Source organism: Providencia sp. PROV073 (genome assembly GCF_033688125.1).
Taxonomy (GTDB): Bacteria; Pseudomonadota; Gammaproteobacteria; order Enterobacterales; family Enterobacteriaceae; genus Providencia; species Providencia hangzhouensis.
Map to the genome: position 1 here is coordinate 2777639 of NZ_CP096353.1, position 21724 is coordinate 2799362.

Sequence of the window (21724 nt, forward strand, 5' to 3'; positions counted from 1 at the left end):
ATTGGAGGCAATGCACTGAGAGATCCCCTCATAATTTCCCCAAAGCGTAACCATGTGTGAATAAATTTTGAGTAAGCAGGGTTGCAGCCACGAGTGAGTCTTCCCTTGTTATTGTGTAGCCAGAATGCCGCAAAACTTCCATGCCTAAGCGAACTGTTGAGAGTACGTTTCGATTTCTGACTGTGTTAGCCTGGAAGTGCTTGTCCCAACCTTGTTTCTGAGCATGAACGCCCGCAAGCCAACATGTTAGTTGAAGCATCAGGGCGATTAGCAGCATGATATCAAAACGCTCTGAGCTGCTCGTTCGGCTATGGCGTAGGCCTAGTCCGTAGGCAGGACTTTTCAAGTCTCGGAAGGTTTCTTCAATCTGCATTCGCTTCGAATAGATATTAACAAGTTGTTTGGGTGTTCGAATTTCAACAGGTAAGTTAGTTGCTAGAACCCATGGCTCCTTTGCCGACGCTGAGTAGATTTTAGGTGACGGGTGGTGACAATGAGTCCGTGTCGAGCGCTGATTTTTTCGGCCTTTAGAGCGAGATTTATACAATAGAATTTGGCATGAGATTGGATTGCTTTTAGTCAGCCTCTTATAGCCTAAAGTCTTTGAGTGACTAGATGACATATCATGTAAGTTGCTGATAGGTTTCCAGTTTTCCGCTCCTAGGTCTGCATATTGTACTTTTCCTCTTACTCGACTTAACCAGTACCAACCCAGCTTCTCAACGGATTTATACCATGGCACTTTAAAGCCAGCATCACTGACAATGAGCGGTGTGGTGTTACTCGGTAGAATGCTCGCAAGGTCGGCTAGAAATTGGTCATGAGCTTTCTTTGAACATTGCTCTGAAAGCGGGAACGCTTTCTCATAAAGAGTAACAGAACGACCGTGTAGTGCGACTGAAGCTCGCAATACCATAAGTCGTTTTTGCTCACGAATATCAGACCAGTCAACAAGTACAATGGGCATCGTATTGCCCGAACAGATAAAGCTAGCATGCCAACGGTATACAGCGAGTCGCTCTTTGTGGAGGTGACGATTACCTAACAATCGGTCGATTCGTTTGATGTTATGTTTTGTTCTCGCTTTGGTTGGCAGGTTACGGCCAAGTTCGGTAAGAGTGAGAGTTTTACAGTCAAGTAATGCGTGGCAAGCCAACGTTAAGCTGTTGAGTCGTTTTAAGTGTAATTCGGGGCAGAATTGGTAAAGAGAGTCGTGTAAAATATCGAGTTCGCACATCTTGTTGTCTGATTATTGATTTTTCGCGAAACCATTTGATCATATGACAAGATGTGTATCCACCTTAACTTAATGATTTTTACCAAAATCATTAGGGGATTCATCAGTGCTCAACATCCAACCAGCTGATAAACTGGGCTAAATATTTCAAAAATTCCTCATCAGCAAAAGGCTCTATACTTTGACGTAAAAAATAATTTATTTCATTTTGTCGTTCTGGATAATATTGAACGAATTTTTGTATATATTCAAATAATGTTTCTGGCCAGTCACTATCATTTTTCCAACGTAATATATTAGTGGAACGAATGAGCTTTCTCGATGCCGCCCGATATAATAACTTTAGCTCAGAGTCATCATGACAATGATTAATTTGATCGATATAATCATTCAATACATTAACAAAATCGCCATTAACTGCTTCTGCTATTTCTCGCGAAGGAACAAATTGGCTAAAATGTGTTGCTAAGTCATATCCATAAATGCAACGGCAATGATGCTTAATCCAATATCCCCAACTATATAGATTAGCCTCACTCATCACATCCGTAAGAATACCAATATCAAAATCAATTTTGCTGACCTCAATATGATTAACTGTTAATTGAACTTGTATTTCATTCAATCTGGTTGTTTCTAATTGAGTAAGGGCACCACATAATATAATGCATAGATCTAAATCCGATTGCTGTGGCTTCGCACAGCCTTTTGCAACACTACCATACACATACATGCTATGGAGCTTGTCTTTTAATATGCAACTCAGCCAATAAATAGATTCTGTTATTATTGACTGAAATTCTGGTTGAAACGGCCTCTCTTCAGGAACAGGAATATACTTATAATCTTTTAACTTCATAACCACCTAACTCTCAAAAATAAGTGTTTCTGTTTGTACTAACCATTCATAGTAGCCAATAACCTCGCGACCATTTAACCAACGAGACAACATATCTAATATTAACATTACACTGACTTCTTGTTTTTCTTTCTGTGAATGATTATTTGGTAAATAATGAATTCTCTGCGCATAACACATATCTGGTGTTGATAGAGCAACGTTTAAATATTGCTCATTATATTCGCCAACCACTAAACCAATAGATAAAGGATGATTAATTGCTATATTTTGAGCTCTTTGCGCTAAAATTTTCAATGTTTGTTCCACGTCAGATGGCAAAATTTGACTGGAAGAAATAGCGATCCCCGCTGAATCTAATGTCCAACTTAACAGCCCTGCGCTAAATTGTTCACTGACTATTATTTGTAATTTCCTTTCTCTTAGGGATTTGCCAATTTTTTGCGCTAAACCTTCTGTCCCTTCAAATATCAAGTTGTCCCCTACTCCTTGCTTCACTAATTGCCAATCTCTTTCCATCAATTCTTTTTGTGACGCAGGTCCCGTTAGCTTTAATTCAATAATAGGCATTGAAGAACGATAGCCTAAAACACAGTTTTCAGGTAAAGGTAAGCTATCAAATTGCTTCGCAAGACTACTTTCACTACGGCCAAAACTGGTTAGGCGCAAACAAACTGGTGGCTCTGGCAATGTAAAATGTGCTCGTAACCTTGGCAAAATTTGCTCATTCACCATAACCTTAAATTCAGAAGGAACACCAGGAGTAAAAAAAATCAGACAATCATTCAAGACTAAAGAAAAGCCACAAGCCGTTCCTACAGGGTTATCAATTAATTCAGCATTTTCAGGGAGTAGTGCTTGTTTACGATTCGTTTCAGGCATAACCCGCCCTCTGGCAATAAAATAACGCTCCATGACTTCAACCCACTGAGAATGTTCAACTAATGGAACTCCCGCAGCTTTAGCCGCCGCCAAGGCGCTTAAATCATCACTTGTTGGCCCAAGCCCGCCGTTAACAATGAGAATATCTGCAGATAAACTACGCTCAAGGAAAGTAGCGACTAAACAATCTAAATTATCACCAACCGTTGTTCTGCTACTCAAAGGGAGACCTTGTTGAAAAAAACAGTCTGCCAACCAAGCGGCATTTGTATCAATTATTTGTCCGTGTAAAACCTCATCGCCGGTACTCAACATTTCAACAACTAACATCTATGACTCCCTGATTATATAAATCACATTAACTGACTAAATTACCTTATTATCAAGATGACTAACATCAATTTTTATTCACCTGAGTTCCCCTTTTAAAATATCCAGAACTCATTAAAAATAAATGGTTTAGGATAATTCTCACCCTATGTGGTCATAAAAAGGCTATAGTTTTATATGCAATTGAATCCATTATTTTTTCACAGCAATAATAGAGGCTACATGTTCAAACTAAAACCAATTAAATCTGTTGCATTATTTTCTTTAGTTTTATTAGTTTCTGGGTGCCAACTTGGAGGATCTCCAAATTCTAATTCAAACTCAGATTCAAAATTTGGAGATTTAAGTGAATTAAAAAGAATAGACTTTCCTTCCACAGAGGCACCTAAAGGTATTTCTGAAGGAGCATTTGAAGTTGAGTACGATAATGGTCAGCCAAAATTTAAAACATGGGTATCTAAAGGATGTTTTGATAAATATATCAAAACCTACTATGAAAATGGCAAGCCTGAATCCCATATTGAACTCAAAGACTGCAAGGTACATGGAACTGTCCGCACTTACCATGAGAGTGGCCGTAACGATATCGAAGTCAACACACTGCAAGGTAAATTATCAGGGCCATTTATAATTTATCACGACACACCTAGTAATAAACCCAATATTACGGGCACATTTAAAAATGAAAAACTCGTTGGAATAGTGACCGAATTTGATGAAAATGGAACGGTTATTTCTAAAGCTCTCATCCGCGATGGTGAAATTACCGTATTGCAATAATTCAACTAACAAGATAAAACAGATGCGTATGATTTACAAAGATAGCTAAAAATAGAAACCCGCAAGTAGCGGGTTTCTAATAAGTTGAAAATGAAGACGAATATAACTAAATTAGCTCTTTCACTTCAAAATTCACTTCACCGCTGAGATCAGCATCATAATCAACACCATTTAGGCCAAAGCCAAACAGACGGAGAAATTCAGCTTTATAGCCTTGGTAATCCGTTAATTCATTGATGTTGTTATCATTAAGCTGCTGCCAAATTTCACGGCATGTGTTTTGTACGTCATCACGCAATTCCCAATCATCTAAACGTAGACGATGTTTTTCATCGGTCTCTGGCACTGCGTCATTGAATAACTTAGTGGCAAATAAGCGTTGAATTTGTTCAATACAGCCTTCATGGATCCCTTTTTCTTTCATAATCTTAAAGACAATAGAGATATATAACGGCATGACAGGAATTGCAGAGGAAGCCTGTGTTACAACAGATTTTAATACAGCGACATACGCTGCCCCACCCTTAGCTTGCAATTTTTGATTGATTGCATGAGCCGCACGGTCCAAATCTTCTTTTGCTTTACCCAATGTACCATGCCAATAAATTGGCCATGTTAAATCCGTACCAATATAAGAATAAGCTACAGATTGTGCGTTATCGGCTAAAACACCCGCTTCATCTAACGCATTCATCCACAGCTCCCAGTCTTGGCCACCCATGACTTTCACTGTATCTGCGATTTCCTGTTCATTGGCGGGTTCAACAACAGCTTCAATCAACACATCTTTGTTGGTATCCAGCGCAACAGATTTGTACGGTTCACCAATAGGTTTCAAGGCTGAACGTACAATTTCACCTGTTTCAGGCATTTTACGCACTGGTGATGCCAATGAATAAACCACTAAATCAATTTGGCCTAAGTCTTGTTTAATCAAATCAATAACGGTTTGACGGCATTCATCAGAAAAAGCATCACCATTAATGCTTTTTGCATACAGGCCTTCTTCTTTCGCTGCTTTGTCAAAACCTGCGGAATTGTACCAGCCCGCAGAACCAGTTTTACTTTCACTGCCTGGTTTTTCAAAAAATACACCAATGGTAGCGGCTCCGCTGCCAAATGCGGCGTTGATACGAGAGGCCAGACCGTAACCGGTGGATGCACCAATAACTAAAACTTTCTTAGGGCCATTTTTCAGCTCGCCACGTGATTTCACGTAGGCAATTTGCTCACGAACATTGGCTTCACAGCCTGCTGGATGAGCTGTAGTGCAGATAAAACCACGAATTTTAGGTTTGATAATCATAGTAATTTTTTCTTGGTAGCTAACAATCAGGGTCTAATATACCTGATATTATCCATTTACTTAAGACAGAGTGAAAATAAATAGGGTGAACAGACCAGTTTATTGGTTACTTTCCCACTAATTACCTATTTTAAATCATTGAGAGTTTCAATAACACGGCGTAATAAATCTAACTCTCGCTCAAGGTTAGTTGCTTTCTCTCTAGAATAATGACCATATATTTTTGTGACGCCAAGGCGACTGTCATTATAGCACTCATCACCCCAGCAAATATAAGACATTGAAATATAATTTTTTAAATATCTGCTGTTGAGATTAAGGAACGTATCATCATGTTTCCAGAGCAATCCTATGACGCATTTGGGAAATACTGCAAGATATTAAAGAACTCACCCAGAGATAAAAAATATGCCTAAAACCATTACCAAGAGAAACAATAAACAACCATAACCTGTACTAAATAATTTACTAGCCGCTTATTGCGGCTTAGGGGGTATTAAATTATGTATAACCATCACTGAGTAAACAATATCTTTTTTATTGTGAATTTTGCGAAAATGGGCATTACTAACAATACCGACCATAATCTGCATGCCATCTTTCTCATAAACCCGCTTAAATGGTGTTGTTTCGTCATCAGATATTTTATCTAAGAAATAAACATTTCGTTTATAGCGTTCAATTGTTTGCTTTGGCAAACCATATACTTCAAACATTTTCTGGTTAATCGCATCATACTCAGCCAAAATGACTGATTGGTCACGGCTATCTTTTCCTTGGGAGGAAACGAGCATTAGAGTATTTTTTTCCCGAGAAAACATCAATAAAAACAGTTTATTTGCTATTTGAGGAGAGTTTGCTGATGAACATAACGCACCTCCTTCTTGAAACTCAGTACATTGCAATCCTTTTAACTGTAATTTTTTTATATCTTCAGGGGTTTGCCCCCACTTAAACCCATAAGGGGCATCTAGCTTTTTCGTTGTGCAGCCAGAAGCGAGTACGAGTATTAACGTAAACAAAATTCCTTTTATCATCACTTCTCAAATTCCAATTAAGTCATCTAATTTGATACTATCAAAAATGAATAATTAATCAAAAATTAACTTTTCTATCATCATATTAAATGACTCGATTGATTTCTGTACCGTTAAAGCTGCCTTACTCTTCTTTGTTCTCCTGTTGTTTAGCCTCTGCCATAGCAATTTCTTTCAACCAATCTGCTAATAACGGTTTTGTTTTTACTGTATCTAATAACGCTCGTTCATGTTTAGTTAATCGTACAACTACAACTTCAGTTTTCATGTTAGACATAGCCTGATCCTCTTTAAGAATCAGAATAGTGACACAAAACACTAACAGAACGGTCTGACTTACGGTTTTTTACACGAATTTCGCGTTAGTTGACACAATCAAAAATACTTATGCTATTTCAAAAGAAACACATTGAATATAAAGAATAAATACACCTAATTAAACGACATCAGTTCAGCAGATACTAAATATTTGAAGGGAGTTAGATACAAAAAAACCACCTAAAGGTGGTTAATTGCTAATTTTAATAATTTCTGATTAAAATTGAGATGGTGCCCAGGGCGGGACTTGAACCCGCACAGCCTAAAGGCCGAGGGATTTTAAATCCCTTGTGTCTACCGATTTCACCACCTGGGCTAAATTGTCTTTCTCAAAAACTTGGATAAATTATTAATCTACCCGACTAACCCATGCATTTAATAAAACACATTGTGATTAGCCAACTTAAAATAAAACACTTAATAGCGTTTAATTACTTTAAGATGGTGCCCAGGGCGGGACTTGAACCCGCACAGCCTAAAGGCCGAGGGATTTTAAATCCCTTGTGTCTACCGATTTCACCACCTGGGCTAAATTGTCTTTCTCAAAAACTTGGATAAATTATTAATCTACCCGACTAACCCATGCATTTAATAAAACACATTGTGATTAGCCAACTTAAAATAAAACACTTAATAGCGTTTAATTACTTTAAGATGGTGCCCAGGGCGGGACTTGAACCCGCACAGCCTAAAGGCCGAGGGATTTTAAATCCCTTGTGTCTACCGATTTCACCACCTGGGCTAAATTTTGGAGGCGCGTCCCGGAGTCGAACCGAGCTACACGGATTTGCAATCCGGTGCATAACCGCTTTGCTAACGCGCCTTATCCGAATTTCTTTCGAAATTTGGAGCGGGAAACGAGACTCGAACTCGCGACCCCGACCTTGGCAAGGTCGTGCTCTACCAACTGAGCTATTCCCGCGTAAAGCTTCACTTTTCAGCTTATGCTTTTCAAACTGGCTGATTTACTTATTTATTTTCGTAAACCATGTTGCCGTTCGATGCGTTGCATTCTACTGATTTCACCTATCGAGTCAATACAATTATTGAAATAATTGGATCGTTCGCTGTTTTTTCAATCATTTCGATCACGCTTCGCTCAAATCACCCCATGCAGCCTTTAAATATTGGAACATTGACCAAAATGTTAAGATAGCTGCAACATACATTAATGCGATTGAAAGGTTTTCAATCAATGGCGTTGGACGCCACAATAAACCGACCAGTGACATCATCTGAGCAGTGGTTTTAAATTTACCAATCCAAGAAACAGCCACACTGCTACGTTTTCCTATCTCTGCCATCCATTCACGTAAAGAAGAAATAATAATTTCACGTGCAATCATGGTTGCTGCTGGCAAAGTCACATACCAAACATCGTAACTTTCAGTGACTAACACTAACGCCGTGGCAACCATAACTTTATCAGCAACAGGATCTAAAAAAGCACCAAACTTTGTAGTCTGCTTCCACAGTCTTGCTAAAAAGCCATCAAACCAATCAGTTACCGCTGCGATAACAAAAATAAGCGCGCATGCAAACGGCCCCCAAGTAACAGGGAGATAAAAGGCTAATACAAAAAACGGTATTAGGATGACGCGAAATAATGTCAACCACGTTGGTATGTTTAATTTCATCACGCTCACTAACTTTTTGACCAAGTTGGATATTATGAATATGTTGCCCTAAGACACTCACTGTTTCAATGCATTATAAATCTTTTCTGCAAGGGCGTATGAGATCGAGGGCACTTTTGCGATTTCTTCTATACTTGCATTACGTAAAGGTTGTAACCCGCCCATATATTTTAGCAACATCTGCCGACGTTTCGGGCCAACCCCCTCAATTGACTCTAATGCACTAGTACTTTTGACTTTTGCTCGTCGTTGTCGATGCCCCGTAATCGCATGATTATGTGATTCATCTCGGATGTGTTGGATTACATGCAAAGCTGGAGAATCAGGTGGTAATGAAAAACCTTCGCCTTCTGGTTTTAAAAATAAGGTTTCAAGCCCCGCTTTACGGTCGCTACCCTTTGCAACACCAATCAGCAATGGGTGTTTTTTATCCCAATCAACCTCTAGTGAATTAAACACATCCCTTGCCTGCCCTAATTGGCCTTTACCCCCATCAATAAAGATAATGTCAGGAACTTTGCTTTCATCAATATGTTTACCATAACGCCGTGTTAAAACTTGATGCATAGCCGCGTAATCGTCTCCAGGGGTGATCCCTGTAATATTATAGCGCCGATACTCTGATTTCACCGGGCCCGATTTATCAAACACAACACAAGAGGCGACTGTTTGCTCCCCCATCGTATGTGAAATATCAAAACACTCCATACGATTAATGTTTTCTAAATTAACCACTTTTGCTAGTGCTTCCATACGTTGTTGCACCGTCGAGTGTTGCGCTAATTTTGTTGAAAGCGCAATTGATGCATTCGTTCTCGCTAATTTTAAGTAACGAGCCCTCACACCACGTGGCTGACTTTGAATATGAATTTTACGTCCCGCGATCTCAGAAAGAGACTCAGCTAATAATTCTTTTTCTGTTAATGCAAAATCTAATAATATTTCGCCAGGTAGAGTTCTATTTTCACTTCCTTGCAAATAAAACTGACCTAAGAAGGTTTGAACCACTTCCTCAAGCTGTGTATCTGCTGGAATTTTAGGGAAATAACTGCGACTACCAAGGACTTTGCCTTGACGAATAAAAAGTACATGCACGCAAGCAAGACCAGATTCAAAAGAAACACCAATAACATCTAGGTCATCGCTATCACCAGATACATATTGCTCTTCCGTGACAGCTCTTACCGCTTGGATTTGATCTCTAAAACGCGCTGCATCTTCAAAGCGTAGTTCTAAACTTGCCTTTTCCATACGGTCAACTAAACCAGCCAAAACTTGTTTATCTTTACCCGTTAAAAATAAACGTACATATTCCACTTGTTGATTATAGTCTTCATCGGAAACCAATCCTTTAACACAGGGACCTAAGCAACGACCAATTTGATATTGTAAACAAGGCCTTGAGCGATTTCGATACATGCTATCTTCACATTGACGTATCGGAAATAACTTCTGCATTAACGCTAATGTTTCCCTTACCGCATAAGAACTCGGGAAAGGGCCGAAGTACTCGCCTTTGGCATGTTTCGCCCCCCGGTGCATCGAAATTCGAGGATGAGTTTCACTGCTTAAAAATAGGTAAGGATAAGATTTATCGTCACGTAACAATACGTTATAACGTGGCTGGTACAACTTAATATAGTTGTGCTCAAGTAATAGCGCTTCTGTTTCAGTATGAGTCACCGTCACATCAATAGAGGCGATTTGCTTTACCAACTGCTCTGTTTTGCGGCTACCCACATTTTCACGAAAATAACTTGCTAAGCGTTTCTTAAGATCCTTTGCCTTTCCTACATATATAACCGTTTCCCCAGCGTCATACATACGGTATACACCAGGTTGATTAGTAACTGTTTTTAAGAAAGCTTTCGGTTCGAACTGTTCTGACACTCGAGTAAACCCTGTTTTGCTGTGATTAAACCATAACTGATAGCTATATGAGTTAATTCTACATCACTACAGATATTAAGTTTACTAAACATTCGATATCGATAGGTATTTACTGTTTTAGGGCTTAAGGAAAGTGACTCCGCTACCCGTTTTATAGGCATTCCCTGAGTGATCATTAACATGATTTCTAACTCACGCCCCGATAATAAATCATATAAATCTTGTTGATTATTATAAACTAACCGCTGTAGAGCAAGGTCTTGGGCAATATCCGGCGATATAATTTTCCGTTTAACACTTACAATTTGGATAGCTTCAATAATGTCTTCTTCTGTCACATTGATACTCAATAAACCGAAAATGCCAATATCTAATGCTTTTAAAAAAAATGCAGGGTTATTTCTTACATTGTAAATAATGATCCCAACATCTGGTTGAGTTCGACGTAATGTCTGGATTGTTTTTAGTGAGTCATAACGAAAACTATCACTACTGATTAAAATCATATTTGCTTTTTGGCATCTATTCCATGTAATCACGTGTTCTAGTGATGAAAAAGAAGCAACAATTTTATAACGTATTTGACGTGAAAAAATAGCCTCAAAACCACGAATTACAATATTACTATCGTCAATTATTATAATATTAATCAATTAATACCCCTATTGGACTTTAAACCTAATAGTGAAAAATAATAAATGAATAAATAAAAAAGTCATATACACTTTTTTATTTATTTTTGTTTTATTAAAAATAAATAAATTATAATTTACATGAATGAATTATGGGTATTAATAATTAAAGGCCACTTTATTGAGTGGCCTTTATATTAAGAATAAAATGATATGTTATTTTTTTCCAACTAAACGACAAATGGTTTCTGATACTAAGTAGCTTTTCTCAAAAGAGCTGATTGGTAAAAACTCAAAACATGAGTGGAAATTAAGTGCACCAGTAAAATAATTTGGGGTTAAGATACCTCTTGCTGATAAAGCAGAGCCATCCGTACCACCGCGCATTGGGATCACCTTAGGTTCAACCTCTTGAATTTTCAATGCATCAAAAATTAAATCAATCGCTGTACGGTCATCTCCTAATGAGTCGCTAATATTGCTATACACATCTACAATGTTGCACTCAATTTTTGCACGCGGATGACGCGCTTTTATTAACTCAATCGCTTGTTTTATAAAGTGTTTTCGAGCTAAAAAACTATGACAGTCAAAATCACGGATCGCCATTTTAATTTTAGCATTATCAGGATTTGCTATTAAATCTGTCACATAAAAGTAGCCTTCGCGATGCTCTGTATGTTCTGGGGTATCAAAACGATCAAAGCAACCAATAAAATCATGAGCTACACGAATAGGATTCAATAATACATTCTTAGCTGACATAGGATGTGCGGTAATACCTTTAATTGAAACTTCAATAGAAGCAGCATTAAACGTTTCGTACACAACCTCACCAAGAGCACAACAGTCAATGGTATAAGCAAAATCAACGTTAAAACGGGATAAATCCATAATTTTAGAACCGCGTAGGCCAATTTCTTCGTCGGGTACAAACGCAACATAGATATCCCCACAATCAAAATCGGCATATTGCAGCTTATTCATTAATTCCATGACAACCGTTACAGCGGCTTTATTATCTGCGCCAAGTACGCTAGTTCCATCACTAAAAATAATCTCTTCACCGATATAAGGTGCAGCTTCAGGGTGCTCATCTGATTTAAACCAAATATTTTCTTTTTCATTTAAACATAAATCTTTGCCTTCATATCTTAAGGTTTGAGGCTTAATGATGGGAGATAATCCAACATCAACAGTATCTAAATGAGTCACAAAACCTATTTTTGGCGCTGAAGGCTTATTGCCTGGACGCATTGCATATAAGATGGCATGGTCATCGATATAAACATCTTTCAAGCCATAACTTTCAAGCTCTTGCGCTAATAATTTTGCCAGCTCACGTTGCCCTTCTGTGCTTGGAACAACCGTGCTTGCTGCGTCACTTTGGCTTTCAATAGCGAGATAGCGGTAAAAACGCTGCTCTAATTGCTTACCTAATTCGTTCATTTTATATTCCTTGCATTAACTATATTTACCCTACCTATTTAATAGGTAGGGTATTGGCCCTACTTATGGTGCAGGATGCCATGTGTAACCACTGTCGAAACCAATTGGGATATCAAAAGCCCAGAATAAATATAATGTTGAAGTTAAAATAATTAATAGCCCAACGGTGAATGGGATCATCATTGAGCACAATGTTCCTATTCCTGCATTTTTATAGTATTTCTGGCAATACATCAGGATTAACGGATAAAACGGAAACATCGGTGTGCTCACATTCATTGCAGAGTCGCTGACACGAAATGCCGCTTGTGTTAATTCAGGTGAAATTCCGACTGCCATTAGCATAGGCACTAATACTGGCGCCATAATTGCCCATTTTGATGTCGCAGAAGTAATCATAATATTTAAGATAGCCGTTAATAGAATAACGCCAAAAACGGTCATTCCAGATGGCATATCAAGTGTACGTAATAACTCTGCCCCTGAAAGCGCTAATAATGTGCCTAAATTAGAATGTTGGAATGAATATAAAAATTGGGCAGCAAAAAAAGCAAAAACAATAAATGGGATAAGTGACTTAGTAATATTTTCCATTGCCTTGACAACATCTTTTGTTGATGTAAAAGATTTCGTCATATAACCATAAACAATGCCTGGCAAAGCAAAGAAAATAAATAATAAAGGCACAACAATTTGCATGATAGGTGCTTTAGGGCTAGTTAAGCTACCATCCGGCCCACGTAATGGAGAGTTCTCTGGCCATAATAGTGCAAATAATCCGATACCTAAAGCAATTAGTACTAAACCAGAAATACGAAAAGCACGATTCTCAGCAGCAGTAATTTTACCTAAATTTTTTTCAGAATCAGTATCAACTTCGTTTGAACTGATTGGGCAGTTTTTATTTAGCCATGGTTCAACAATCTTCTCAGTGATAAACCAACAGGTAAAAATAACCCCGAATGTACCACCCAAACTAAAGAAATAGTTACATAAAACATTTACGCTATAACCCGGCGCTAGCATTTGTGCAGCATCTTGCGTAAAACTTTGCATGATTGGGTCAATAATTGATGGCGTATAGCTTGCAGTAAATCCCCCCGCTAAGCCTGCAAATGCAGCAGCAATCCCAGCTAATGGATGACGACCACTCGCATAAAACATCATTGCTGCAACTGGCATTAAAATGACATAGGCAGAATCTGAAGCAATATGAGAAACAATCCCCACAAACACCACTGTAGGCGTTAACATTCTTGGTGAAATAAACGACAACATTTTTTTCAATGCGGTATTAATGAAACCACTGCTTTCAGCAATACCAATACCTAATGTTGCCACTATCGTGATACCAAGAGGAGGGAAATTAATGAAGTTTTTAACTGCCGCAGTGATAAATAATATGATTTCCTCATACTGAAACATATTAACTATAGCAATTTTTTCTTTTGAAATAGGATGGTAATAACTAAAATCTACGAAAGAAAGCAGATAAGATAAAAACCAACATATAATCAGGGCGTACACAAACAGCATAGTCACATCAGGCATAACATTACCGATGCGCTCGACACGGTTTAAGAACCCTTTTTTCTTGGGAAGTGTTTTTGTTGTCATATTTACAAGCTACTTATGTTATTAGAATAGAAACTTTATAACAGTAAATAACCTATATATAAAAGTAAAATATTTTTGTGATTAGTTTTTACAGGATAAACCAGTTACAAAATAAAATATTAGAATTATTTATATTAATTTTAATTACCAAAAATTACATATCTTAAATTTTATTAACTTATAGATTTAAATGCAGGGTATATCACTTAAGTATTTGACTTCGAGTCTGCGCATACAAAAAAAGGAATAATAATTACACTTTTTTTGTATGCAAGTAAATTACACTAATGTATGTTATTCACGCTTTAATTTTTCAGTATTTGCAATATAAAGTGCAACGACTAGTACCAAAATCGCCCCTGCATGCAACAAAGTTGTCATAGGGTCACTATGATCAACGATAATTAAACGAATAATCGCAGTAATACCAATATAGATAAAATACCTTAACGGGAAATGATAGCCCGACATAAAATATTTTATTATCAAGGCAATAAACTCAAAGTATAAAAAATAAATGACAATGCCTTCTAACAACTCATAGGCCGTCGCCCCTTTTGAGCTACCAAACATTAATGAAGCCATTGTCACCGTTTCTTTAGCTAAAAAGAATACAAGTACGGCAGCGAGTGAGATCAAGCCAATATTTAATATCCATTGTAGTACCCACGCGATATTACTCGCATGACGCATTCCTTTCATACTATTCATTTGTTATTCCTCTGAACAACTTCTAAACCTAGTCATTACCTTAATTGTAAAACAAATTTAAGTCGACCGCATGACAAATAAGAGGTCAATTTAACGAATAGAATCAAAAAAATATAGTCTGATCGACTGCCACTGCATTCCTTATTACTTACTATTAAATCTATAGCCACAGAGTTTAATCCGATGATGGGGACATCATTTCCATAATATCTTTCTCTGTCAACATGGGTGTTCTTTCAACAAAGTTATAATATTTGGGCTTACTATCTATGTAAATTTGCATACTCATTTGCGCATCTTTACTCTCTTTAAATAAAGCTGCTGATGCATAATATGTTGAAGGTGTGAGTAAATGATAAAAAAGGTGTGAACCACAATTTTTACAAAATGCACGTTCTCCCCATTGAGATGATGCAAAAATTGACACAGACTCTTGCCCCTCTACCATTAAATCGTTACCACAATCAACACTAAAGCCTGGGCCGCCATTCCATTTTTGACACATTCCACAATGGCATACACTGACATGACTAATATCTTTTGCTGTTGTGATTTTTACAGAACCACACAAACATTGGCCTTGATGCATAGAATTTCCTTTATGTAGGTCGTAGATTTATTACTCAATATACGCATATTTACAGCAAAAAATTCAGATATGACTTACTTTTCATGTATTCTGAATTGTCGGCCAGTAAAACGTTTATCGTTAACAATATTACGCAACTGAGAACTATCAAGTTCTTTCGCTTCCCTTTCAAACTCTATATCTGCTTCATTTTGGTCTGTATTTTGTAACACATACTCATACGCTACTTTATTGTGCGCTATAATTTCTGTTAATACTGTATTATTCGCAGCTTGGGCCGCTATTGAAAAGCCAGTCAAAATAACGATCATAATAAATATACGAGCTAGTAATGTTTTTTTCATCATTATCTCCTATTCCGTTATGACTGTTTTAGCGCAAATCCCTGTCAGAAAAAACAGGCTATAAGTAAGTGTTCTCATGATTAAGTAAAGAGACGTCAGAACTGTCAATGACGTAAATCGAAACCAAATAGGGTACTATTCCCTATTTGGTTAATACCAATATCTAGTTATAATTCTTCATGATTCGCCTTATCTGTAGAATTGACTTCTCTTAACAAATACCAGCAGAAATAAATTAGTACTAATATTCCAACAAATAACAATACCCATAAGGTAATCGTCAGCCAGTTAAAACTACCGTCAACCACTTCCGTTATAGTTAGCCTATCTACACCACCCAACTCAATGATTGTATTATCAAGAAATAGCTGAGGATAATTTGTCATTAACTCATCAACGCTATCTGGTTTCCCTACAAGCTGGCTTGTGGTCAATTCATCAAAACTAGCTTGTTTATTCCCCCAAACAAGTAAATACGGAGCGGGACCTTGCAAATTAAAAATAAGGTTATAAGCATCTCGTTTTCCCGTTAGCCTTGGTGGCTGATCCTCCCAACTCCCTTTGAGAGCTGAGATTCTTACTTTCCCTACCATTTCACCATAGAGCGCTGTGCTCGGATTGCTAATTAAATCACCATCTATTGTTTGATTATATGCAACAATGTTAGTGAGTAATTTCCAGCTTTCACCTCTATCAGATGAATACTCTATTTTTAGTGGGATCACACGGTTTGATTGTTGCAATTGTATTTGTAATTCACTCAGTGGCTGTGCTCTTGGTAATTGATATATTATATGATCTTTTGAAACACCATCATTCGTCATCTCAAAATGAAATAGTTCTTGACGATAAGTTGAATTAAGCACGCTAGAGGTCGCATTGACCTTTAATAAGTCAGGTATAACAATATCTGGACCACTTACTATTACAGCCATAAGATAAGGTGCATTCAATGCCTTTGAGTTGCCATTTAATAACTCAATATTATTGCTTGCAATAGTTTCTGAATTTAACTTCAAATTCATAATCGGCTGATTTGTTGCTATATTTAGCCAATTTTCTTTGTCGTCACTGGCAAAAACAAATACCTTTGCCTGCCATTCTTTCTCGCTTTTAGCCCAGTCTAATACTAGGTTTTTAATTGGCGTATCTTTAGTTTGACTTTGATTTTTCGTTAATAAATAAGCCTGATAAGCCACGTTGTCTTTAACTTGCATACTAGGCAACTCAATTCTATTCACTTTGCCAGGGATAGATTCTACTAATAGATGTTGCTTTTCTCTACGCACATCATCATGGGAGTTAACGCTATCAACCTGAGTGACCAAACGCTGTGGTGTAAAAATGATCTTTTCATTTGAAACGGATTTTTCCGTATCAGAAAATAATACTGAAGGTATTTCATTACCAGTACCATTAAAGACTCGAACATCTTGCAACGTTTTGGGGTACGCTGAGTTCATATACGCATTTACGGGAAGCTCTAACCAGTAAAAAGGAGCCGATGAATCAAGCACATTTATTTCTGAGCCTTGATAAAAACTATAAGGAGTAACCTCTTCTACTGCCTCTGCATTCAAATGACTTGAGAACAATAATGACAATGAGAAGACTGCAATGAGCCTTACTAGTCCTGTATTTTTAATTAAACTCATGGTTGTATCTCCTTTTCAACTTTCCCTTTTGTATCTTTTGGTGGTAATGGCGAAAAATACCCAACAATTAAAATTAATAATGCAACACCAATAAAAGAAATTGCACGAGAAATACCACCTTGCCCGTATATATCAATTAAGAATAACTTGGCAATAACACAAGCAAAAATACCAGCCCCCATAAACCACCAAATTCGATTTTTCTTAATAGAGGCAATAATAATGCAGGCTAAGGCAGCCAGTGCCCAACTGATAGAAAGTACAGTTTGCACTAAGCGTGAATCATAAAGTGTGTCATAGCTCCAATTTAGCTCAGCAAAATCTGCTATTGCACGAATTAAAATACCGTTAAACCAATAAGCAGAAAGTGCAATTGTGACTACTAACAGACTACGTAAAACCCAAAAGTTAACCGCTGTTACTTTACGTATTTTTTGAGAAAGCCCTTTACGTATTAAAACTAACGTAGCGATACTAAATAACCCAGCTTCATCTAATGGATTGATTAACGGTATATAATTCCAAAATGTCAATTTACCATCTTCTAAATTAGCATAGCCGGACAATATAATTAGCCCGATAGCAACAGGAGTCATCGAATACCAATAAATCAGTCCATTACGTTTCATCGGTGGCATTCTATTTTGTTGTAGCCAATAGAGAACAATAACAGTTAGCGTTATGGCCATGACATAAATAAAATATCCCATTTCGTGCATGCCCCAAGGTAAAATGGAGACGAACCAATTTACTTGGGTAGCAATGAACGCAAGAATTAGCCATAAATTGGCGCTATGGAGTATTCTTTGCATCCAACGGTCACGAAGCTTATATGCATGAATAACAAATAAAACAGAACTACCTAAAACAACTGGCCATATGAGAGAACCTTCACCACGCCCCATTGGGTTTTGGTCGTTTAAGAAATCTAAACCAAGATAATAATAACCTGCAATCCATAGAATAGACTGGCAAAGAAGCAAAGGAACCCAATTAATATAGATAGCATATAAACGCCAGAACCAAACCGAAATAACAACCAAGACTAGAATAATAAAGCCTTCAGACTCACGACTCCATGATAAAATATCAGTAAATAACGGTAACCAGCACAACCAAGTCACCAAACCAATAATTAAGAATCCATAACTAAATAAAGTAAAGTTACTGTCTTCTTTACGACGAATATGGAAAAGCCCACCAGCCATAAAACAGGCTATTAATAGCACTGGAACCATATAAGTACTACTACGACTCCAATATAAATAAGGATAATCACTTAACAAAGTGATTGCGCTAATAACAATTAATAACGAGCCGATAGCCACCATTTTTTTCTGGTTTTGCTGTAAACCGAACCAAAGGATTAACAACCCTTCTAATGACCAAATAATCGAGGTCCACTCAAATGTTAGCGCTAATGGAATAGCTAAAGTGATAAACCCAGCACCGATAATAATATTTGCTAATGCCATATTCTTGCCAGCGGATTTATAGCGTTTATGCACTTGTAAACCAGTAATCAGATATAACAAACCTACTATCAGTGAAATAAAGGCTGGCAGCAAACCTTCACCTTCTGAAATAAAGAATTGAAGTGCAATACTGATAAAAGGAGGGATAAATAGAAGTGTATTATCAACAACCAATTGCTTACTGTGTTCAAAGCGTAGTGAGAATAGCTGTGTTAAGGCATTAAATACCACTAAATTAGCGATAATAAAAAGTTGGCAAGATAAATAATAGTCTGACTGGTAATTATCTAGCCCCCATAAAATGGCAACACCATAAGTCATCACCATACCAACTAAATTTAAAGGTCGCCAAGCTTGCCACACACTAATAACTAAGATACCAATTGATAACATCAAATAATAAGAAAATAAAACAACATGGCTTCCACCGCCAGTCGAAAGCAATATAGGTGCTAAATACCCACCTATCGATGCAAGAACAGCTAAACTAATTGTGCGTTGCAATAATGCCAAAGCAATACTTGCCGCGCAAATAAGTAACATAAAGGCAAATGCCATCCCATAAGGCATCATCGTATACAGTTTAAATGCAGCAAAAATAGTGATATACAAGCAACCAATTGCCCCCCCTTGTAAAATCAACCCAAATAATGCCTTTTTATTCCGTAGCCACCAGCCAGTACCTAATAAAGCTAAGCACCCTACTGCGCTGAAGATTAAACGCATTTGAGGTGAAATAATTTCATTTTGCACACTGTAATTCAGCAAATATGCGACACCTAGGAATAACAGTAGGATACCAATTTTAGCAACCGGGTTTCCTTTCACTAACCAACTAAAGAAATGATTGAATATTGATTTATCGTCACTGGCAGTATTTTGCTTTGTCTCAGGTTGATTTTGATTAAACCGATTTGCGTCTACTCGCTGTGCTTGCGTGTTATCAAACCTATTCGGATTGATACTTTCATTACTTAAAGGATGATTAAGGGAATTTTCATGGGTAGTTTGTTCCCTCATGAGAGGCGAGTTTTCTGTATCCGATAAATCATGCTCTTTTTCAACTGGCAGACAAGTCACATGGCTCATTGAGGAAATTTCTTGCTGTTTGTCTTGTTTAGCATCAACACCCGAAAGAGATTCGCTCCCCTCTTGCTCTATGTGCGTATTTTGTATTTCATCTAAACCTGATTGGGAAGACGTCACACTATCGACAGATATACTTGGCGTGTATTTAGCGTTTAAAAGCTGGGCTTCTAATGAAGAAACCTTCTGATTTAACAGCGAAATTTGGTACTGCATCCGACCTGTTCGATTGATGGCAATGATAGCAAGTATCGGAGCTAGCACTAGCAGGAAAACGAATACAAGTCCTATTAGTATCCAAGTGTCCACAAATAGGTTTCCTCATAAAAAAATTCACAATTTAGAATCTGGAAAATAAAGGCTGTGATTACTGCTAGTGTAGATAGCATTGATCCCCTTGCCAACCAAATGTAATAAACTGTTACAAAATAATTCATTACATCCTGCTTTAGGTATACTCCTGGTAAAAGAAACAATACCTTTCTTTGATGATTTATTAATACTCTCATTAGTCATTTTAGTAACTAAGAAAACCCTTAATCATCGTTTAATGACTATTTCGCTCATAAAAAAACAAACAATTGATTAAGCGCCTATATTTTTTTGATATTCTGTTTTTGATACTCATAATAGTACTAATAAAATTTTATTAGTACTATTATTTTTATTATGTTATGTATACAACACCTTTAACATCAATATATTAATTGAATAATTACTATCCTTAAATGATTATAGTTATTTAAAATTACATTAATTAGTTTCTTTATTAAACATTGCTAAAAACATATGTTCTTTAATTTAAATAAAAGTAACCACAAGGGAAAATATTAACTGTCATTTTACTGACTTTTATAAAGCAAAACCTACCGAAAAATATCAGGAGAGTTTTTAATGCTAATTCACATTATACTTGCCGCTTTAGGGCCCATAGTTCTTGGATTAGCCGTTGGTTGGCTATCGGGTAAATATGGGTTTATCAAACGAGAGTATTCCCAAGCCTTTGCTGACTTTGTGGTTAAAATAGCATTACCGTTTGCATTATTTCTTGCAGCCGCACAAGCACCGCCTTCAGTATTACTCAATATTGACTATTTATTAGCGCTAGCCGTAGGACTAATTGCAACGTATGTGATTGGTTTTATTTTTGGTAAATTTATTTTTCGCCACACTAAAAAAGATGCGGCTATGCAAGCATTATCGGTGTCTTTTCCTGATATGGCCTACTGTGGGCCACCTGTATTACTTGCAACTGTCGGGTCATCAGGCTTGATAGCTATGGTATTAGGTAACCTGATTTATACCGTTATTATTATCCCATTTACTCTATTAATGATCAGCGGATCACAGCAAGGTAACAGTATCTTAAAATCAGTTGGTAAAGCCATTGCTCAACCCTTAGTTTTTCTCCCTATTCTAGGCGCAATACTAGCTATTTTAGGTGTTAAATTACCTGAAATATTACAAAACTCGGTAAACGAATTGGGCAAAACCGCGGGCGGAGTCGCTCTATTCTTCCTTGGTCTGCTCCTTTCAGGGATCAAACTTACAATTAGTAAGGAAATTATATTTAACGTCTTTATTAAAAATTTTGTTCAAGCCGCGCTCATTTTAGGCACTGGACTCGCCTTAGGTTTACAAGATGATTTACTTAAAGCCGCGTTTATCATTGGTGTACTACCCACGGCGACCGCAGTTCCCGCATTGGCAATTAGCAACCAAGCCTATACTGAAACCTCAGCAGGAACCGTGTTATTAAGTACATTAGCTGCCTTAATTTCGATTATCGGTGGTATCACTATCGTCGAAATGCTTTAATTATCAAATAAATATCCTCCGGCATAGCCGGAGGTTTTTAATATGCGCCTATAAGGCTTTGTTACCAGCCGC

The 21724-nt window shown here is 37.2% G+C and carries 18 protein-coding genes and 5 tRNA genes; 2 read left to right on the plus strand and 21 right to left on the minus strand.

The window, feature by feature from the left end; translation table 11 throughout:
- Positions 1 to 28 precede the first annotated feature (28 nt).
- From M1F17_RS12625 to M1F17_RS12635, 3 genes are all read right to left on the minus strand, one after another.
- Complete coding sequence (locus M1F17_RS12625) at positions 29 to 1237, minus strand: IS4-like element ISVsa5 family transposase (protein ID WP_021549102.1); 1209 nt, start codon at positions 1235 to 1237, stop codon at positions 29 to 31.
- A 103-nt stretch (positions 1238 to 1340) separates the two neighbouring features.
- The gene (locus M1F17_RS12630) at positions 1341 to 2096 is read right to left on the minus strand and encodes a nucleotidyltransferase domain-containing protein (RefSeq protein WP_318837002.1); all 756 of its coding nucleotides are present in this window, start codon (positions 2094 to 2096) and stop codon (positions 1341 to 1343) included.
- Between the two features lie 6 nt (positions 2097 to 2102).
- Positions 2103 to 3308, minus strand: coding sequence for a nicotinamide mononucleotide deamidase-related protein YfaY (locus M1F17_RS12635; protein ID WP_110591580.1), 1206 nt, complete (start codon positions 3306 to 3308; stop codon positions 2103 to 2105).
- Positions 3309 to 3530: 222 nt separating this feature from the next.
- On the opposite strand from M1F17_RS12635, the gene M1F17_RS12640 reads away from it, so the two are divergent.
- Complete coding sequence (locus M1F17_RS12640; RefSeq protein WP_004263425.1) at positions 3531 to 4088, plus strand: toxin-antitoxin system YwqK family antitoxin; 558 nt, start codon at positions 3531 to 3533, stop codon at positions 4086 to 4088.
- 106 nt (positions 4089 to 4194) lie between these two features.
- Here M1F17_RS12640 and fabV read toward each other — a convergent pair whose 3' ends face one another.
- The 18 genes from fabV to M1F17_RS12730 all read right to left on the minus strand — a co-directional run bounded on the left by fabV (position 4195) and on the right by M1F17_RS12730 (position 20143).
- Positions 4195 to 5394 carry an enoyl-ACP reductase FabV gene (fabV, locus tag M1F17_RS12645; RefSeq protein ID WP_004263421.1) on the minus strand — a complete coding sequence of 400 codons (1200 nt, stop codon included), beginning with the start codon at positions 5392 to 5394 and terminating at the stop codon, positions 4195 to 4197.
- A gap of 476 nt (positions 5395 to 5870) precedes the next feature.
- On the minus strand, positions 5871 to 6434 hold the full coding sequence (locus M1F17_RS12650; RefSeq protein WP_141395902.1) for a hypothetical protein: 564 nt from the start codon (positions 6432 to 6434) through the stop codon (positions 5871 to 5873).
- 121 nt (positions 6435 to 6555) lie between these two features.
- On the minus strand, positions 6556 to 6708 hold the full coding sequence (locus M1F17_RS12655; protein WP_036958643.1) for a hypothetical protein: 153 nt from the start codon (positions 6706 to 6708) through the stop codon (positions 6556 to 6558).
- 270 nt (positions 6709 to 6978) lie between these two features.
- Positions 6979 to 7065 (minus strand) — tRNA-Leu (locus M1F17_RS12660).
- Between the two features lie 126 nt (positions 7066 to 7191).
- Positions 7192 to 7278: transfer RNA gene (locus M1F17_RS12665), tRNA-Leu, on the minus strand.
- 126 nt (positions 7279 to 7404) lie between these two features.
- A tRNA-Leu gene (locus M1F17_RS12670) sits at positions 7405 to 7491 on the minus strand.
- 7 nt (positions 7492 to 7498) lie between these two features.
- A tRNA-Cys gene (locus M1F17_RS12675) sits at positions 7499 to 7572 on the minus strand.
- A gap of 23 nt (positions 7573 to 7595) precedes the next feature.
- Positions 7596 to 7671, minus strand: a tRNA-Gly gene (locus M1F17_RS12680).
- Positions 7672 to 7837: 166 nt separating this feature from the next.
- Complete coding sequence (gene pgsA, locus M1F17_RS12685; RefSeq protein WP_004263394.1) at positions 7838 to 8386, minus strand: CDP-diacylglycerol--glycerol-3-phosphate 3-phosphatidyltransferase; 549 nt, start codon at positions 8384 to 8386, stop codon at positions 7838 to 7840.
- A 57-nt stretch (positions 8387 to 8443) separates the two neighbouring features.
- Complete coding sequence (gene uvrC / locus M1F17_RS12690) at positions 8444 to 10276, minus strand: excinuclease ABC subunit UvrC (protein WP_004263390.1); 1833 nt, start codon at positions 10274 to 10276, stop codon at positions 8444 to 8446.
- Positions 10243 to 10929 (minus strand): LuxR C-terminal-related transcriptional regulator, encoded by a 687-nt coding sequence (locus tag M1F17_RS12695; protein ID WP_004263384.1) that lies wholly within the window; start codon positions 10927 to 10929, stop codon positions 10243 to 10245. The genes uvrC and M1F17_RS12695 overlap by 34 nt, the downstream gene beginning before the upstream one ends.
- 195 nt (positions 10930 to 11124) lie before the next feature.
- Complete coding sequence (pepT, locus tag M1F17_RS12700; protein ID WP_318837003.1) at positions 11125 to 12357, minus strand: peptidase T; 1233 nt, start codon at positions 12355 to 12357, stop codon at positions 11125 to 11127.
- 63 nt (positions 12358 to 12420) lie between these two features.
- Entirely contained in the window at positions 12421 to 13974 is a 1554-nt protein-coding gene (locus M1F17_RS12705) for an AbgT family transporter (RefSeq protein ID WP_004263378.1), read from the minus strand.
- 294 nt (positions 13975 to 14268) lie between these two features.
- Complete coding sequence (gene psiE, locus M1F17_RS12710; protein WP_172412229.1) at positions 14269 to 14676, minus strand: phosphate-starvation-inducible protein PsiE; 408 nt, start codon at positions 14674 to 14676, stop codon at positions 14269 to 14271.
- 184 nt (positions 14677 to 14860) lie between these two features.
- Positions 14861 to 15274, minus strand: a complete 414-nt coding sequence (locus tag M1F17_RS12715; RefSeq protein WP_094961219.1) for a GFA family protein — start codon at positions 15272 to 15274, stop codon at positions 14861 to 14863.
- Between the two features lie 74 nt (positions 15275 to 15348).
- Positions 15349 to 15618, minus strand: coding sequence for a hypothetical protein (locus M1F17_RS12720; RefSeq protein ID WP_094961218.1), 270 nt, complete (start codon positions 15616 to 15618; stop codon positions 15349 to 15351).
- A gap of 167 nt (positions 15619 to 15785) precedes the next feature.
- Entirely contained in the window at positions 15786 to 17273 is a 1488-nt protein-coding gene (locus tag M1F17_RS12725) for a DUF3999 family protein (protein WP_004263365.1), read from the minus strand.
- Positions 17270 to 20143, minus strand: a complete 2874-nt coding sequence (locus tag M1F17_RS12730) for a DUF2339 domain-containing protein (protein ID WP_144141096.1) — start codon at positions 20141 to 20143, stop codon at positions 17270 to 17272. The genes M1F17_RS12725 and M1F17_RS12730 overlap by 4 nt, the downstream gene beginning before the upstream one ends.
- 585 nt (positions 20144 to 20728) lie before the next feature.
- Here M1F17_RS12730 and M1F17_RS12735 point away from each other — a divergent pair.
- Positions 20729 to 21652 (plus strand): AEC family transporter, encoded by a 924-nt coding sequence (locus tag M1F17_RS12735; protein ID WP_004263353.1) that lies wholly within the window; start codon positions 20729 to 20731, stop codon positions 21650 to 21652.
- Positions 21653 to 21724 lie beyond the last annotated feature (72 nt).

Coding starts and splice junctions, on each gene's coding strand:
- M1F17_RS12625 (WP_021549102.1), bottom strand. CDS start 1,237: ATGTGCGAACTCGATATTTTACACGACTCTCTTTACCAATTCTGCCCC.
- M1F17_RS12630 (WP_318837002.1), bottom strand. CDS start 2,096: ATGAAGTTAAAAGATTATAAGTATATTCCTGTTCCTGAAGAGAGGCCG.
- M1F17_RS12635 (WP_110591580.1), bottom strand. CDS start 3,308: ATGTTAGTTGTTGAAATGTTGAGTACCGGCGATGAGGTTTTACACGGA.
- M1F17_RS12640 (WP_004263425.1), top strand. CDS start 3,531: ATGTTCAAACTAAAACCAATTAAATCTGTTGCATTATTTTCTTTAGTT.
- fabV (WP_004263421.1), bottom strand. CDS start 5,394: ATGATTATCAAACCTAAAATTCGTGGTTTTATCTGCACTACAGCTCAT.
- M1F17_RS12655 (WP_036958643.1), bottom strand. CDS start 6,708: ATGTCTAACATGAAAACTGAAGTTGTAGTTGTACGATTAACTAAACAT.
- pgsA (WP_004263394.1), bottom strand. CDS start 8,386: ATGAAATTAAACATACCAACGTGGTTGACATTATTTCGCGTCATCCTA.
- pepT (WP_318837003.1), bottom strand. CDS start 12,357: ATGAACGAATTAGGTAAGCAATTAGAGCAGCGTTTTTACCGCTATCTC.
- M1F17_RS12705 (WP_004263378.1), bottom strand. CDS start 13,974: ATGACAACAAAAACACTTCCCAAGAAAAAAGGGTTCTTAAACCGTGTC.
- psiE (WP_172412229.1), bottom strand. CDS start 14,676: ATGAAAGGAATGCGTCATGCGAGTAATATCGCGTGGGTACTACAATGG.
- M1F17_RS12715 (WP_094961219.1), bottom strand. CDS start 15,274: ATGCATCAAGGCCAATGTTTGTGTGGTTCTGTAAAAATCACAACAGCA.
- M1F17_RS12720 (WP_094961218.1), bottom strand. CDS start 15,618: ATGAAAAAAACATTACTAGCTCGTATATTTATTATGATCGTTATTTTG.
- M1F17_RS12725 (WP_004263365.1), bottom strand. CDS start 17,273: ATGAGTTTAATTAAAAATACAGGACTAGTAAGGCTCATTGCAGTCTTC.
- M1F17_RS12735 (WP_004263353.1), top strand. CDS start 20,729: ATGCTAATTCACATTATACTTGCCGCTTTAGGGCCCATAGTTCTTGGA.